Annotated in this window: 13 protein-coding genes; 4 read left to right on the forward strand and 9 right to left on the reverse strand. The window is 35.1% G+C overall.

Annotated features, from left to right (window positions below; translation table 11 throughout):
- Both RT405_RS02745 and RT405_RS02750 read right to left on the reverse strand, forming a co-directional pair.
- Nucleotides 1-312, reverse strand: a 312-nt coding sequence (locus RT405_RS02745) for an ABC transporter permease (protein ID WP_313467355.1), incomplete at its 3' end; no start/stop codon positions are given.
- Nucleotides 309-1,049: an ABC transporter ATP-binding protein gene (locus RT405_RS02750; RefSeq protein ID WP_313467356.1), complete on the reverse strand. Its 741-nt coding sequence runs from the start codon at nucleotides 1,047-1,049 to the stop codon at nucleotides 309-311. The genes RT405_RS02745 and RT405_RS02750, both read right to left, overlap by 4 nt.
- A gap of 218 nt (nucleotides 1,050-1,267) precedes the next feature.
- On the opposite strand from RT405_RS02750, the gene RT405_RS02755 reads away from it, so the two are divergent.
- The 3 genes from RT405_RS02755 to RT405_RS02765 all read left to right on the forward strand — a co-directional run bounded on the left by RT405_RS02755 (nucleotide 1,268) and on the right by RT405_RS02765 (nucleotide 3,226).
- Nucleotides 1,268-1,696 carry an HIT family protein gene (locus RT405_RS02755; RefSeq protein WP_313467358.1) on the forward strand — a complete coding sequence of 143 codons (429 nt, stop codon included), beginning with the start codon at nucleotides 1,268-1,270 and terminating at the stop codon, nucleotides 1,694-1,696.
- A gap of 2 nt (nucleotides 1,697-1,698) precedes the next feature.
- Nucleotides 1,699-2,055 (forward strand): YtxH domain-containing protein, encoded by a 357-nt coding sequence (locus RT405_RS02760; protein ID WP_313467360.1) that lies wholly within the window; start codon nucleotides 1,699-1,701, stop codon nucleotides 2,053-2,055.
- A gap of 205 nt (nucleotides 2,056-2,260) precedes the next feature.
- Nucleotides 2,261-3,226 (forward strand): peptidylprolyl isomerase, encoded by a 966-nt coding sequence (locus RT405_RS02765; protein ID WP_313467362.1) that lies wholly within the window; start codon nucleotides 2,261-2,263, stop codon nucleotides 3,224-3,226.
- Nucleotides 3,227-3,290: 64 nt separating this feature from the next.
- Here RT405_RS02765 and RT405_RS02770 read toward each other — a convergent pair whose 3' ends face one another.
- The 5 genes from RT405_RS02770 to RT405_RS02790 all read right to left on the reverse strand — a co-directional run bounded on the left by RT405_RS02770 (nucleotide 3,291) and on the right by RT405_RS02790 (nucleotide 11,032).
- Nucleotides 3,291-4,256, reverse strand: coding sequence for an HD domain-containing protein (locus RT405_RS02770; protein ID WP_313467364.1), 966 nt, complete (start codon nucleotides 4,254-4,256; stop codon nucleotides 3,291-3,293).
- Nucleotides 4,257-4,281: 25 nt separating this feature from the next.
- Nucleotides 4,282-7,122, reverse strand: coding sequence for an AAA family ATPase (locus RT405_RS02775; RefSeq protein ID WP_313467366.1), 2,841 nt, complete (start codon nucleotides 7,120-7,122; stop codon nucleotides 4,282-4,284).
- Nucleotides 7,112-8,353 (reverse strand): DNA repair exonuclease, encoded by a 1,242-nt coding sequence (locus tag RT405_RS02780; protein WP_313467368.1) that lies wholly within the window; start codon nucleotides 8,351-8,353, stop codon nucleotides 7,112-7,114. Before RT405_RS02780 ends, RT405_RS02775 begins: the two co-directional genes overlap by 11 nt.
- Nucleotides 8,354-8,471: 118 nt before the next feature.
- Entirely contained in the window at nucleotides 8,472-8,816 is a 345-nt protein-coding gene (locus RT405_RS02785; protein ID WP_035029124.1) for a YlbF family regulator, read from the reverse strand.
- Between the two features lie 98 nt (nucleotides 8,817-8,914).
- Nucleotides 8,915-11,032 (reverse strand): PBP1A family penicillin-binding protein, encoded by a 2,118-nt coding sequence (locus tag RT405_RS02790; RefSeq protein WP_313467369.1) that lies wholly within the window; start codon nucleotides 11,030-11,032, stop codon nucleotides 8,915-8,917.
- A gap of 488 nt (nucleotides 11,033-11,520) precedes the next feature.
- On the opposite strand from RT405_RS02790, the gene RT405_RS02795 reads away from it, so the two are divergent.
- Complete coding sequence (locus RT405_RS02795; protein WP_313467371.1) at nucleotides 11,521-12,867, forward strand: hemolysin family protein; 1,347 nt, start codon at nucleotides 11,521-11,523, stop codon at nucleotides 12,865-12,867.
- Between the two features lie 110 nt (nucleotides 12,868-12,977).
- Here the strand turns inward: RT405_RS02795 and RT405_RS02800 are convergent, their stop codons facing one another.
- Together RT405_RS02800 and RT405_RS02805 are read right to left on the reverse strand one after the other, a co-directional pair.
- Nucleotides 12,978-13,943 (reverse strand): bifunctional oligoribonuclease/PAP phosphatase NrnA, encoded by a 966-nt coding sequence (locus RT405_RS02800; protein ID WP_313467372.1) that lies wholly within the window; start codon nucleotides 13,941-13,943, stop codon nucleotides 12,978-12,980.
- A gap of 18 nt (nucleotides 13,944-13,961) precedes the next feature.
- Nucleotides 13,962-14,880, reverse strand: a 919-nt coding sequence (locus tag RT405_RS02805) for a CBS domain-containing protein (RefSeq protein ID WP_313467374.1), incomplete at its 5' end; no start/stop codon positions are given.

Raw genomic sequence — 14,880 nt, forward strand, 5'->3', positions numbered from 1 at the left:
ATATCGTTTAGCTAAATGCAAATAACCTTTCAATTCTTTTTCTTTCGGAAGCAAAAAAACTGTATCCGCAGATTGGAGAAGAGTAGCTAACTTTCCAATAAAAAGCATCCCTGTAAAAACAACAACTGCTATCCACTTTGCATAATGAAAATTTTCTGGCAGACTTTTTAAAGACTCAGAATAAACGTACCCTAGTGCACCTACTAAAAATAAACAAACAATAACAAAATGATCATTCAGAACATATTTTAAATACCGCATCATTTTTTTTTGGTGTTGCGCAACTCTTTTTTTCCATAAATTATTCATCATACTTGAACATCCTCTTCTTGAGTCAACTGAAGATAGATCTCATCTAATGTAGCAAGCGGCATATCAAAGACAGCTCTTAAATCTTCTAAAGTCCCTTCAGCACGAATGACGCCTTCATGAAGCAAAACAAACCGGTCGCATTGTCTTTCGGCGGTGGCTAAAATATGCGTAGACATTAATATAGAAGCTCCCTGGCGTTTCATCTCATTCATCAATTCCAATAATGCATTGATTCCTAGCGGGTCTAGACCAACAAAAGGTTCATCAATAATATATAGACTGGGCTCAATCAAAAATGCACATAAAATCATAACTTTTTGTTTCATACCTTTAGAAAAATTGGCTGGAAACCAATCTAGCTTTTTTTCTAATCGAAATTTTTTCAGCAATTTCTCTGCCCTTGAAAAAGCAATATCTGCAGGTATATCATAAGCCATCCCTGTAATTTCAATGTGTTCCCGTAACGTTAATTCTTCATAAAGAATAGGTGTTTCAGGTATATAACCGATTTTTTTTCGATAAGCAGTAATGTTTTCTTTTAGGGTCTGCCCATCTAGTTTGATTTCTCCTTTAGACGGGTTCATTAAGCCGATAATGTGTTTGATAATCGTACTTTTTCCTGCTCCATTAAGGCCAATTAACCCAATCAGCTCTCCGTCATTTACTTCAAAAGAAACATCTTTTAAAACAGGAATTTGACTATAACCTCCTGTAACATGCGAGACTTTTAAACTCATTAACACTCTCTCCCCCTCATTTTCTTTACTTGTTTTTTATTGTACCATACTCTAATAAGAGAAGCTTTCTCGTTTTTCTGTTTGTTACCGTTTCACTTTATTTAATTTTTGTGATACATTTATTATGAAAACTTATAATCCTTAAAATGGAAAGATGAACTGATTGAATAGATTAACACATTTGCTAATTAAATCTTAATAAGAAAGAAGGGCATTCCGTGACAGATTGTATTTTTTGTAAAATTATCAATAATGAGATCCCAAGTCGTAAAGTTTATGAAGATGAAGAAGTTGTTGCCTTCCTTGATTTAACACAAGTAACGCCTGGACATACTTTAGTCGTTCCAAAAAAGCATGTAAGGGATATTTTTGAATATGATGAAGAAATGGCAACATCTGTTTTTTCTCGTATCCCTAAAATCGCACGAGCCATTGAACAGTCTAATCCAGCAATTACGGGAATGAACATTATGAGTAACAATGGATCGGTAGCGTATCAGTCTGTTTTTCATAGTCACATCCATTTGTTACCGCGCTACACTGCGAGAGATGATTTTAGTATCATGTTTGGTGATCATTCAGAGAAATACACAGCTGCTGAATTAGATGCAATTGCTGCATCAATTAAAGAAAAAATGGAGGGATAACCATGGCAAAAGAATTTTTAAAAGGACTTATTTTTGGTTCACTAGTTGGCGGAGCGTATACTTTATTGAATACTCCTCGTTCTGGTGAACAAAATAGAGAAATGCTACTAGATTATATTGATGATACTACTGTTTTAGTCGATGATGTATCAAAAAGCGTAAATGACTTAAAAGATGCTGTTTCAGTTCTTACAAATGAAGGCAAAGCTTTAGTAGAAGAGTTTACAGAAGAAGTCACTGAATCTGTAGAAGATTTTACTTACCAGGCAGAGCCTCGGATGAGACGAATTCAAGAACAAGCTGAAAAATTATCTAAAGACGTTGAAGATCTAAGTCAAGAAGTAACTTCTCAAAAGTAAATAAACAAAACGGAACCGATTGAGCAATCCGGTCCGTTTTTTTATTTATCTTTTATTATTTTATGTTTTTTTTGTGATTTTTAAAAGACTTTATTGAGGTTTGCTCGATTTTGTTTTTTTTATTTAAATGGTTGTGGTATATTAGTACTTGTGATTGGAAACATGTTGAACAGCGAAAAAAAAGAAATGGATGTGTATATTTATAATGAAAAAACTTATTTTAACAACTGCAACAGTTTTAGCCGGTTTGGCAATTGCTGGTTGTGCAGACAATACAGTTGCTTCTACAACTGCTGGTAAAATTTCACAAGATGAATTATATGAAGCAATGAAAACAACTGCAGGTTCTTCTACTTTACAACAATTGATTATTAAAGACGTCTTAACCGAAAAATATGGAAAAACTGTTACAGATAAAAAAGTAAACGCGGAATATAAAAAACAAGAAGAGTCTTATGGCGGAGCAGATGTATTTAAAAATGTCCTTGCTTCATCTGGCTTCACTGATTCTTCATACAAAGACACTATTCGTTTAAACTTATTGATTGAAGCAGCTGTCAAGGACCACACTAAATTTACAGATGAAGAAATTCAAACTGCTTATGATGCGTACACACCTCCAATGACGGTTGCACATATTCTTGTTACTGATGAAGATAAAGCAAAAGATTTGATTACACAATTAAATGATGGTGCTGATTTTGCTACACTTGCAAAAGAAAATTCCACGGATACCGGTACTGCTGAAAATGGTGGCGAATTGACATTTTCTACCGGAGAAATGGTGCCAGAATTTGAAGAAGCAGCTGCTAAGTTAGATGAAGGAAAAATAACAACTGAACCGGTAAAATCTGAATATGGTTACCACATCATTAAAATGGTTAAAAAACCTGAAAAAGGTTCGTTGAAAGAAGAACGTAAGACAATTGAAGACCAATTGCTCCAAGAAAAATTAGCTGATAGTGCTGGAATTCAAGAAATATTATCTACTATTATGCAAGATGCTAATGTAGTGATTAACGATGAAGACCTTTCTACTGCAATGGATGGCTATTTAAAATCAAGTGATACTTCATCAAGTACAACAGAATCAAAAGCTTCAGATTCAAAAGCTTCAGATTCAAAAGCTACTGACTCAAGTACTGCTGATTCTGAAAGCTCTGAAAAATAATACTAGTAACATGTAAAAGACCAACAGGAAATCGAGATCTCGATTTCCTGTTGGTCTTTTATTTTTAATCTTCATCGATTTTTTCACTTAGCTGCGGCTTATAAAATATCCGATTGTCTAAACCAAAAATACGTTCAGTAAAGGCTCCTGGCTCTGTTCTGCTTAATGTTCCATTCAACATATTGATTGTAGCATCCAAATTGTCGATCATAAATAGAATTTCTGCTTCTTTTAATTTTGGCTGGACGGGTGATCCATACTCTAATTTCCCATGGTGAGCTAAAATCATGTGTTTCAGCAAAATAACATCTTCACTCTTGTCATCAATTTTAAGTGTTTGACAAGCTTTTGTAATAACTTCATCTAGAATAACGATATGCCCGATCAAATTTCCTTCTAGCGTATATTCTGTTGAAATAGGACCAGATAATTCAATGACTTTTCCTAAATCATGTAAAATGACTCCTGAAAACAACAGGGGTTTGTTAATATCCTCATACTGATTTGCAATCGATTTTGCTATTCTCAACATTGAAATCGTATGAAAAGCTAAGCCTCCCATAAATGCATGGTGAAAACGTTTTGCAGCTGGATATTGGAAAAAATCTTTTTGATATTGATTTAAAAGATAACGTACGATTCGGTTCATATTAGCATTAGTGATTTCGAAAAGTGTTTCATTGATTTCTTCCATCATATCTTCTTTTTTTAATGGAGCTCGTTCTATGAAAAGATCAGGTGTATTGGGTTCCCCTGCTTTCGTTACCCGCACTTTGAATATTTTGATTTGAGGTTTCCCTTGATATAATTCTCTTTTCCCTGAAAGTTTTACAACATTTCCAGCAGTTAAGGCTGCGATATCTTCTTCAGAAGCATCCCAAAATTTGCCATCCATTTGTCCACTCGTATCTTGAAAAGTAAAAGCAATGAATTTCTTTCCATTTTTTGCTACTCGAATATCCGCAGCTTTAATCAATAAATACAGTTCGAAGGTTTCGTCTACATTGTATTCAAATAATTTTTTATCCATTAGGCTCCCTCGCTTTCTATTGTAATCAGTATAACATTTCTATTTGCTCTTTTCGAAACTTAGACAACATTTGTTCGTCAAAAGTAAAATAAAGTACTTGTGTTGTTTCACTTACTTGCTTCATTAATTCCAGCATTTGAGTTTTACGGCTTTGATCAAAATTAACGAATCCATCATCGATCATTAATGGCAAACAAACTATATCACTTGCATTTTTAACAAAAGCAAACCGCAAAGCAACATATAACTGTTCTGCTGTTCCTTGAGACAATTCGGCTGCATCAAAAATAACTCCATCTTGCCGTTTGACTTCTATCCTATTTTCTTTTATGAAAACATTTTGATAATTATTCTTTGTCAGCATCTTAAAGAACGTTGTTGTATCTTGAATAGTTTCAGGAAATCGATTTTTCCGAGCATGCGTAAGTGCACGTTCAATTAAATCAGCAGCCACTTTATATGTTGCCCACTTATCTACCAACTCTTGTAATTCACTTTTTAAATTCGCATATTCTTGCAATAGAACAGAATAGGCACCGCCTTTTTCTAATTCCTTCATAGCTACTTCTTGTTTGATTTTTTGATTAATCTGTTGCTCTTCATTTTTCTTATACTGTTGAATCATATGTTTAGTTTTTTCAATTTGTTCTAATAAGTCTGTCTGGTCACGGTACTGCTCTAATAAAGCAATATCAGCTGATACTTGCTGTTTGAGCAACGCTAACCGATCTTTTTTCTGCTTCCATTGATCAAATAAAACAAATTTTTTCCGGAAGTCTTGTTCATCTTTCGCTTTTACAGCCTGAAACAACGACAACCGTTGTTGTTCTAATTCTCTTTGCTGATAAACGTATTTTTTAATCTGTTTTTGTCGTTCTTCTTCTTTTTCGTGTACTGCCAAAAGCTTTTGCTCCTCTGCTACAGCTTCTTGGTAGAATTGGGTAATGCCTGCTATGACAGCTGGGATATGATTCCAATCAACAAAAATGACAGACTCTAGAAACCGAGCACGTTCTTTCCATTGAGCAAGTTTTTCTGTTAATTGATTGTGTGTTTCTTCCTTTTTTTCAATAGACTGCTTCTGTTCACGCAATATGTCAAAAGGATCTGGTTGTGCAACTAAGTCACTGATAGAGAAATTTTCTGGATAATGGTTAGCTTCAATGATTTGTTTTACATTTTTTTCAACCTCTGATTTTTGCTGAGTATTTTTTTCTAATGCTTCATTTATTTGTTTTAATTCTATCATTACATGATCGAATTCTGCTAAAATACCACGCCATTGTTTTCGAAGTTCCTTTTGCTTGATGTATTCTTCATAGGTATAACCTGATTGTGTTTCTGTAGAAACAGCCTGATTTTTCTTGAATCCCCATAAAATACTCAAAACGATCATAAGTATCCCTATTATAGACAACCCGGTTCCTGAGATCCCGTTCATAAACAATCCTATAATTCCTATAATCAAGCCAATCGCCCCACTCAAAAGAGCTGGGTTAACTTGCTTTTTACTAGATCGCTTATTTAATTTATTTTCCTGTCCTTGATACAAATCAGAAGCTCGTTTATTTTTATAATAGCTTTCAGTTTCTTGAAAATGTTGGTTTTCCCATAAGTGCGGCTCTATTTTATCTAGTTGTTGGGTTAAGGAGTTCTCTTGGTAAGTTAAAAAGGCGCTTTTTTCTTCAATCATTTGGTTGTCTTGCGCTGTTTTTGACATCACCTGATAAAGCTGATGGTAATTCTTTTTTTGCTCTTCTGTTTGAGGTAACGGGAGAGTTTGTCCTACATTCAGTCCTAATTGTAACTTACTTCGTACAAACTGATTAGTTTCTGTTTGGATTTCCCGCTCAATAAACTCTTTTTCTTGCAGCGTTTCTTTGACCGTATCCATTGCAGCTATCAAGTCCTGTATGTCTTCTTTATATGCTAAATATACCTGTTGTGACTGCTTTAACTTATTTTTTTCCATTATTTGCTTAGAACGTTCTTTTTCTTGCACTATTTCCATTCTGATGTGTTCAATAGACTGATTTAGATGATTCAATTGGTACAATCCGTCTTCAGGCAAACTAACTAAATCTATTTTCTTTATTTCTTGTTGGATGGACAGCATTTCAGAAAAAAGTTGCCAATTTGCTGCTAAATGACTAAGTTGTTCTAACTGTTTTTCTGCTTTATCTCGTGAAACCCTAACTGCTGCAATTTCTTGTTCGTATTTTTCTTTTCGAGTATAAAGAGTTGTGTACTCATCATTTTTCGCTTTTGCTGTTCGAACTTGCTGCCTTTTTTCTTCAACTTCTCTCATTTTTTGATTGATTTCAGGAACTCTTCCAGTTTGTTTATATAATTTTCCTGCATCTGCTTGAAATTTATCGGCTACTTTTAAAAGCTGTTCATTCCCAAGCGTACCGACACTTAAAAAATAGCGGTTAAGTTTGGAGCGATTCATCTGTTGTATTCTTTGAAGTCCAAAAAGATTAAATGAAAATAAGGCTTGGTAAGTTGCTTTATCTACTCCGTAAACCATTTTTTCAAGTAACGCATCAGAGCCAGTTTCTCCATTAGCTAAGGTCACGGTGACTTCTCCATTGCCTTTCCCTTTTATGCGTTCAATTGTAGCTTCTCCATATACAGTATCGCAAACGGTAAGACGACCGCCATATTGCACACTGCTTCTTGGCTCATAACGCAATTCAGAACTTTGCTTAGTTGGAAAACCGAATAATATACTATGGATAAAAGCCATCAAAGTCGTTTTTCCTGCTTCGTTCGCTCCATAAAATATTTGCAATTGATCCACGGATTCAAATGTTTGGTTTACCCACTTTCCAAAACCATAAACCTCAATCGTTTTAATTTTCATTTTCATCACTTCCTTCAAACCCTAACAAAAATTGAACTTGTTGCTTTGCATTTTCTAAAATCTTTTCACGGTATAATTGATCTCTTGTTTCAAGTAACTCAGCTGCTTCTGCGTAATCAAAAAATGAATTGGTTAACTCATTAAAATTAGCTTCTTGTTCGATTTCTTTCAGTGCTTTTTGCCATTCTTCAGGAAAAAGTTGGACATAAGTTGTTTTCTCTTCTTTATCTGTTGTCAATTCAATTTGATATACCCATACAAATCCTGTTTCTTTTGGTATTTGTTGTAGTGCCTCTATGAGTTCGCCATTGTTTATTTTCTTTCTGACACCTTCTAATAAGGTAGTGGTATCTTTTAATGCGATGGAAAGAAAAAGGCTGTATGCTTTATTTTTCTTGTGAGTTATCGTTTCTTGAATAAGCTGGTAAACCTCATTAAGGGTTTTTAAATCTTTGATTGATAATTCAATGCGTTCCCATTGTATGGGTGCTGTCGGATAGAAAATGATCTCTTCCTTTGTATCCGTAAGTGTGACCCATTCACACCCTTTTGGTCCATTTTCTTTGCTGCTGCGTCCTTGAGTATTTCCCGAATAGATAATTGGAGGATGCTCAGATAGTTGCTGCCTTTTATGAATATGACCCAATGCCCAATAATCATACTGTTTGCTTTTCAATTCTCCAATTGAAAAAGGAGCGTAATTGCCGTGTTCTGATTCTAATCCTTCTGAAAATCCGTGTAATAAGCCAATTTGATAATCAGCTTCTGCGAATTTTTTTGGGTATTCTGTTATCTTTCTTTCTCTGACCCAACGTTCTGTGTAGCTGAATCCTGTAAGAGCTACTCGCTCATTTCGTTTAGTCGTCAACCAATGTGTTTCCGTTTGTTCACCAAATATAGTCACATTGTCAGGCATTTTCAAATGCAACCCTTGGTTTTCTATGTAGTCATGATTCCCATGCAACAAGTACACCGGAATATGGTATTTATTCAAACGTTCCATTTCATTTCTTAAATAGGCCTGAGCTTTAACACTTCGATCGTCATTATCATAGATATCTCCTACCAGACATACAAAATCGACTTCTTTTTCAATTGCTACATCAACTAAGTTAGTCAACGCTTGAAATGTTGAGTTGTAAATGGCTTCCCAAATAAAAGAAGGCATAGACTTCAAGCCAATAAAGGGACTATCTAAATGTAAATCAGCTCCATGAATAAACTGAACCACTACTATCTTTCCTTTCTTAACTAATTATTATCATTATTCGAAGGGCACATATGTTCAGGTAGAAATATAAAAAAAGTTCACTACCATTTCACAAGTTGAGTGAACTTTTTTTATTAGCTTATCCTTGATAAATATCTTGAACAGGCTTCATAATGATACGATTTAAATCATCTATTAGAGTGCTTAATTTTTGTTCAGCTTCCATTAGATCTTTGATTATCGCATTGTCGCCAGATTTCAATGCCATTTCTTGTGCTTCTTTAATTTCTTCTTCTAATATTTCTTCTCCGGACATTTGTTTTTGTTGTAATTTCATTTGAATTTCTTGGAACTGTTGAAACACTTCATTTGCTTCAGCATTATTTTTCACTGAATCAAAAGCCGCTTTTAAATCAGCATACGCTTCAGTTGTTCTTAATTCTTGTTCAAGTTGATTAGCTGTATCATAAATATTGTTGTTCATAATCTAAATCACTCTCCTGTTATTTTTTATTCACTTATTTACTATACCATTTCCATTTAATTTTTTCCAATAAACTCTTTCTTCTTGTCCCAGTAAAACTAATGATTTTTAAACCGTTCTATCCATTTTCCGGTTTTGTCTTTTAACTGATCCAATCCATTTTTAAATTGACCGCTCCATTGGTCAATAGTGTCTTTCACCTCTTTTTTCCATTGTGGGTTTTCTTCTGCTTCAGATTGCACTAATGTTTCAGCATTCTCTGTTCCAAAAGCTGTTTGAGGTGTTTTTGGTAAGATATTTTCCATTTCCAATTTGAATAAAGGGCCTACACCTGTTGAACTTCCTGTTCCCATATAATGGTTTTCATCTGTTTCGTCAAAACCTATCCATGTTGCTACAACAATATCGGGTGTATAACCAACCGTCCATTGGTCTGTTGTTCCACCTGATTCATTGAATGTCACTTCTGTGCTTCCAGTTTTTCCTGCGATCGTATACCCGTTTGGTGCGTTATTGCTGGCAGTTCCATTGGTAAAGACTCCCATTAACATGCTGGTCATTTCTTCTGCTATTTTAGGAGAAGTAACTTTAGTTTGTTTTGGATCAGTATGGTTAACGATTACTGCACCGGTTGCATCAACGATTTTTGTAATAAAGAAACCTTCACTGCGTACTCCTTCATTTGAAAAAGTTGTGTATGCACTGGCCATCTGTAAAGGAGAAACTCCGCCGGTTGTTCCTCCTAAAGCTAATCCTAAATATTTATCTTTTTCTTGAACAGGAATCCCAAATTTTTCAACTTTTTTAATTCCTTTATTTAAGCCAATCTGATCCAACAGCCAAACTGCTGGAGCATTTAAACTTTGAGCTAAAGCTTGGTACATCGGAACTTCCCCAGCGTACGTATGGGTATAATTTTTAGGCGTATAGTTATCCGTACCATAAGAAGCTTCTTCATCTTTTAATAGAGAGTCCATTTCATAACCTGACTCGAGCGCTGGAGTATAGACGGCTAACGGCTTCATTATAGATCCTGGCTGGCGTTTGATCTGTGTAGCTCGATTAAATCCTCTAAAAGTATGTTCGCCGCGTCCTCCTATGATAGCCAAAACCCCTCCTGTTTTAGGATCCATTGCCACTGAGCCGCTTTGTAATAATGTTCCATCTGCAGCATCTTCAAACAGCCAATCGTTTGTATAAGTTTGATCCATTCTCTTTTGATAGTCTTGATTTAAAGATGTGTAGATTTTATAGCCTTTATTTAAAATTTCTTCTTCTCCAAGGCCATACTTATTGATAGCTTCTTCCACCACTGCATCAAAATAATAAGGATATTGGTAGCCATTAGTTTGCTGATAATCATCGTTCAATGTCAAAGTTTCATTTTTTGCCGCTTCACCTGCTTCAGGTGTGACACCTTCATTTTTGACCAATAAATCTAATACTACATTTCGGCGTGATAAAGCATTTTCCATATTGTCTCTTGGATTATAAGTAGTTGGTGCTTTTAACATTCCAGCAATCGTTGCCGCTTCCGATAAAGAAACTTCACTTGCCGATTTCCCAAAATACTTATGAGACGCATCTTCTACTCCCCAGACGCCGTTTCCAAAATAAGCATTATTCAAATACATTTCTAATATCTCTGATTTGGTATATTTCTTTTCGATTTCAATCGCTAAAAATAATTCTTTTAGTTTACGGATCAAGGTTTGGTCAAGTGTCAAATAAGCATTTTTAGCCAATTGCTGACTAATTGTACTTCCTCCACCGCTTATTTTTCCGCCATTTAACACAAAACCAACGGCTGAACGGCCTATTCCGATAATGTCAAACCCATTATGGTCATAAAAACATTTGTCTTCAGTTGAAATAACGGTTGCTTGAATAGAAGGAGAAATATGATCTATTGAAACAAATGACCCTTTATGCGAATAAAGCGTTCCTGCTTCTTCACCCTCCACATCGTAAACAGTCGTTGTCTGTTCAAGGCCGGCTTTTAATGTGGATACATTTGCTGTTTTAGCAAGGTATAATAAATATACGCTGCTAACTAATGAAATAGTTAAAATAAGCAAAATTAAAATTTTAGTAAAATGATATTTTTTCCATACTCGACCTATCTGTTGTCTAGCTATCTTAAGATAGGGCTTAAGCCACTTCCAAAAGAGTTTCAATTGTTGTTTTATTTTTTCAAAAAAAGTTGGTTCATTCATTTGATTAAGACATCCTTTATATTTACTATTTAATTGTCTGCTTCTTCAGCAGTAGAAGTATATCAAAAGTTGGTTATTATCACTATCCTACTTAAGTAGGATAGTGATAATAGATAAACCAGCAGATAGTTTTTTTATTAATTAATAAAAAAAATGTTTTTTACTTTATCATTTTACCATATTAAGGTAAAGTAAACCTATAAGTCTTTTTTAAATTGCCAGCACTGGCTGTAGAGAATCATTCACACTAAAAAGACAAATATTAACTTAATCAAAATAAAAAAGAGGTGAGCATCTTTGGGACAGAAAATAGAATACAAACAGTAACTGATCAAAGGAAAGTAAATAATGTCCATCCACTTTCTTTTGATTTGTTTTATCTTTTCCCCCTTAAGAAATTCACTGTAACAAAACGAGAATCCATTCAATCTTATTTTTACAACCTTATAAGGAGGTGAAGCTTACGTTTCGTTAACGTAAGCAGCCATTTGTCAATAACTACCGGTATGATTTTATTTTTTGTTATTTTATTTATTGCAGCTTTGTTTGTTATGTCTGAGTTTGTTCTAGTACGTATTCGTCCTTCTCGCCTAGACTTTTTAATCGAAAACGGCAATCAAAAAGCCCGACTACTAAAAACAATGACCCAAAGATTAGATACTTATTTATCGGCTACTCAGCTTGGAGTTACCGTTACGTCTCTTGCCATTGGGTGGTTAGGTAGTCCAACTTTTGGTCGTCTATTTGATTCACTTTTCTCCGACATTCGTCTCCCTGCATCTGTTTCAAAAATCACTTCTGTGGTACTCTCTTTTATAATTCTAACTTTCATTCAGGTAATAATAGGTGAATTAGTACCAAAAAATATTGCCATCAATAATACAGAAAAAATTGGGTTGCTTATTGCTAGACCTTTACAATTTTGGTTCCGCATCATGTATCCAATTGTTTTTATTCTAAATAAATTAGCTAATTCTATCTCTCATGCAATTGGAGTTCCCACTAAAAGCGAATTTGGAGAAGGTGTCTCCGAAGAAGAATTGCGGATTATTATGGGAGAAAGTTTAAAGAGCGGTGAAATCAATCGTGATGAGTTTCAATTCGTTGAAAATGTCTTTGCTTTTGATGATCGAATGAGCCGTGAAATCATGGTGCCCCGTACGGAAATGATTACTGTTTCAACGGATATGTCTTTAAAAGAGATCAGTCAGTTAGTTAGTGAAGAACGCTATACTCGTTATCCAGTAATCCAAGATGGCGATAAAGATATCATTTTAGGTACATTAAACACAAAAGAAATCTTTGCCGCTTATGTGGATGCTGTAGAAGCTAATCAGCCTGAATCATTTGATTTTTCTAATTATATTCGTCCTATTATTCGCGTCATCGAAACGATTCCTATTAAAGAATTGTTAGTAAAAATGCAAAAAGAACGGAATCAGATTGCTATTTTAGTCGATGAATATGGTGGAACCAGCGGTATGCTTTCAATGGAAGATATTGTAGAAGAAATCGTTGGAGACATCAGTGATGATTATGAAAGTATTGATGAACCCGAAATGAAGAAAATCGGCGAAAACCATTATCGTGTCAGTGCAAGAATGCTGGTTGATGAGATCAATGAACTTTTTGGTCTTTCCATTGAAGAAGAAAATGTGGATGACATTGGCGGCTGGATGCTAAATGAAAAATACGATATTGCTGAAGGCGAGACGCTTACTGCAGGTGACTATTCTTTTACCGTTATAAAATCCGGTAATAGTACTATAGAAGTCATCGATATTTTTAAACTCAATCCTGTTCAAGAAAATAATAAGCCTGAAGAAACAGAGTAACTGATTCAAAGTAAAAAGTGTAAACGCCAAGTCTGCTTTTTGGAACACGTTCTAGAATAAACATTCGGATATGCAAAAGGGGTTAGGACTGTTGTCCTAACCCCCTTTTTCTATTTCTCTTTATTTCCCCATAATTGAGCTAATTCTGTCAGCTCCGCTACGATTTGACTAATTTCTTTTTCATCTTTTGCATTTGCCCCGCTGGCTAAAGGATGTCCGCCGCCATGGTGAAGTTTTGCAATTTCATTGATGACAGGCCCTTTTGATCTTAAACGGCATCTAAAGTAGCCTTCTGGTTGTTCAACAAAAATTCCCCAAACTAAAATTCCTTCGATTGTACCCGGAATAGAAACGATTGAAGATGTTTCAGTATCGGTTACCCCAAACTGCTCCATAATTTCTTTAGTCAGCATCACTTTAGCTACCCCACTTGCTGAAACTGCAATATTTTGCAATACATAGCCGGTTAACTGGGCAACTCTTTTCGAGATTACATTCATTTGGTTGTTAACTTCAGTAGGGACAAAATCATAACCCATCAGCATAGCTGCTATTTGCATCGTATGTGCGGTAGTTGCAGGATATAAAAAACGTCCTGTATCTCCTACGATTCCAGCATACAGTAAACGAGCCGCTTCATCTGATAACGTTAACTGGTCTTGATTAGCTAAATAAAAATCAGCAATAATTTCACTGCAACTGCTGGCTTCGATGTTTACCAACAGCAAATCACCGTATGCATCGTCATTAGGGTGATGATCTATTTTAATCAGCTTGGCCCCTTGACCGTATCGTTCATCGCTGATTCTAGGACGATTTGCAGTATCTGTTACAATCACTAAGGCTCCTTGATAATCTTCATCAAGAACGGTATCCATTGTTGTCAAAAAAGCTAAGTCGCCAACTGGGCCTCCTGCTTTTAATATTTTTTTATCCGGAAAGCTTGCCTTTAGAATTTCAACAAGTCCTCCTTGTGAACCAAGTGCGTCGGGATCAGGCCGCATATGGCGATGAACAATGATCGTCTCGTGCTGCATAATAACTTCTAAAATTTCTTGATAAGGAAAATGTGCCATATAACTTACCTACTCCTTTTAATTTCTTTGCAACATTTGACAAATAACAATAGCTTTCGCAACTAAAACATTTTCCACGTAAACTTCAATGTCAAATTTTGATGAACGTCTGCCAATTTCAAAAACTTTTGGTTTTATTTCTAAAACACTCTCTAATTGAATCATTTTAAAATAATGCAAATCCATTTGCTCGATCAACGCGTTTCGTTTTTGATAGAGCAATAAAGAACGTTTTGCACAACTCGTAACAATTTCACTCAAGACACCAAAAGAAATGGTACCTACTGAATCTGTCATCTGTGGAGTGACATTGAATTTATATGCCGGAATACCTGACTCTAAATCTGCCGATTCTTTATTGCTTAATACGATTTGTTCTTCAATTTGATCAGCAATGGTGTCTCCAACTTGAGGTTGACGTTGAGCAGATTGCATAGCTTTCATCACATCTTGTCTGGAAATAATGCCCATCAACGTCATATTATCTTCTACTACAGGCATGACTTCTAATTCATCCCAAATCATCAGGTGTCCAACACTGGCTACACTCATATGAGTCTTTACAAGAGTTGGGTCTTTTGTCATCACGCGCTCGATACTTAACTGATCTGCTTTTCCAATCATATCTTTAGCTGCAACGATTCCAACTAAACGCATATTTTTACTGACAACCGGGAAACGAGTATGCCCGCTTTTTTCATTTAATTTACGATAATCCAGTACGGTGTCTTCTACGTTCAGGTACATCGTTTGTTCAAGCTTCGTATAGATATCGCCCACTAAAATAATGTCTTTTTTAATAAGTTGGTCAGTCATAGCTCGGTTGATCATAGTGGCTACAGTAAATGTATCATAAGTTGTGCTCATCAAAGGCAAGGCTAGGTCATTCGCTAATTTAACAATTTCATCACTTGTATCAAGTCCGCCAGTAACTAAA

The organism is Carnobacterium sp., from assembly GCF_032094055.1.
GTDB lineage: Bacteria > Bacillota > Bacilli > Lactobacillales > Carnobacteriaceae > Carnobacterium_A.

Bases quoted from the DNA above. Each gene is read 5' to 3' on its own strand.
- RT405_RS02750 (WP_313467356.1), bottom strand. From the start codon at position 1,049: ATGAGTTTAAAAGTCTCGCATGTTACAGGAGGTTATAGTCAAATTCCT.
- RT405_RS02760 (WP_313467360.1), top strand. From the start codon at position 1,699: ATGGCAAAAGAATTTTTAAAAGGACTTATTTTTGGTTCACTAGTTGGC.
- RT405_RS02765 (WP_313467362.1), top strand. From the start codon at position 2,261: ATGAAAAAACTTATTTTAACAACTGCAACAGTTTTAGCCGGTTTGGCA.
- RT405_RS02770 (WP_313467364.1), bottom strand. From the start codon at position 4,256: ATGGATAAAAAATTATTTGAATACAATGTAGACGAAACCTTCGAACTG.
- RT405_RS02775 (WP_313467366.1), bottom strand. From the start codon at position 7,122: ATGAAAATTAAAACGATTGAGGTTTATGGTTTTGGAAAGTGGGTAAAC.
- RT405_RS02785 (WP_035029124.1), bottom strand. From the start codon at position 8,816: ATGAACAACAATATTTATGATACAGCTAATCAACTTGAACAAGAATTA.
- RT405_RS02790 (WP_313467369.1), bottom strand. From the start codon at position 11,032: ATGAATGAACCAACTTTTTTTGAAAAAATAAAACAACAATTGAAACTC.
- RT405_RS02800 (WP_313467372.1), bottom strand. From the start codon at position 13,943: ATGGCACATTTTCCTTATCAAGAAATTTTAGAAGTTATTATGCAGCAC.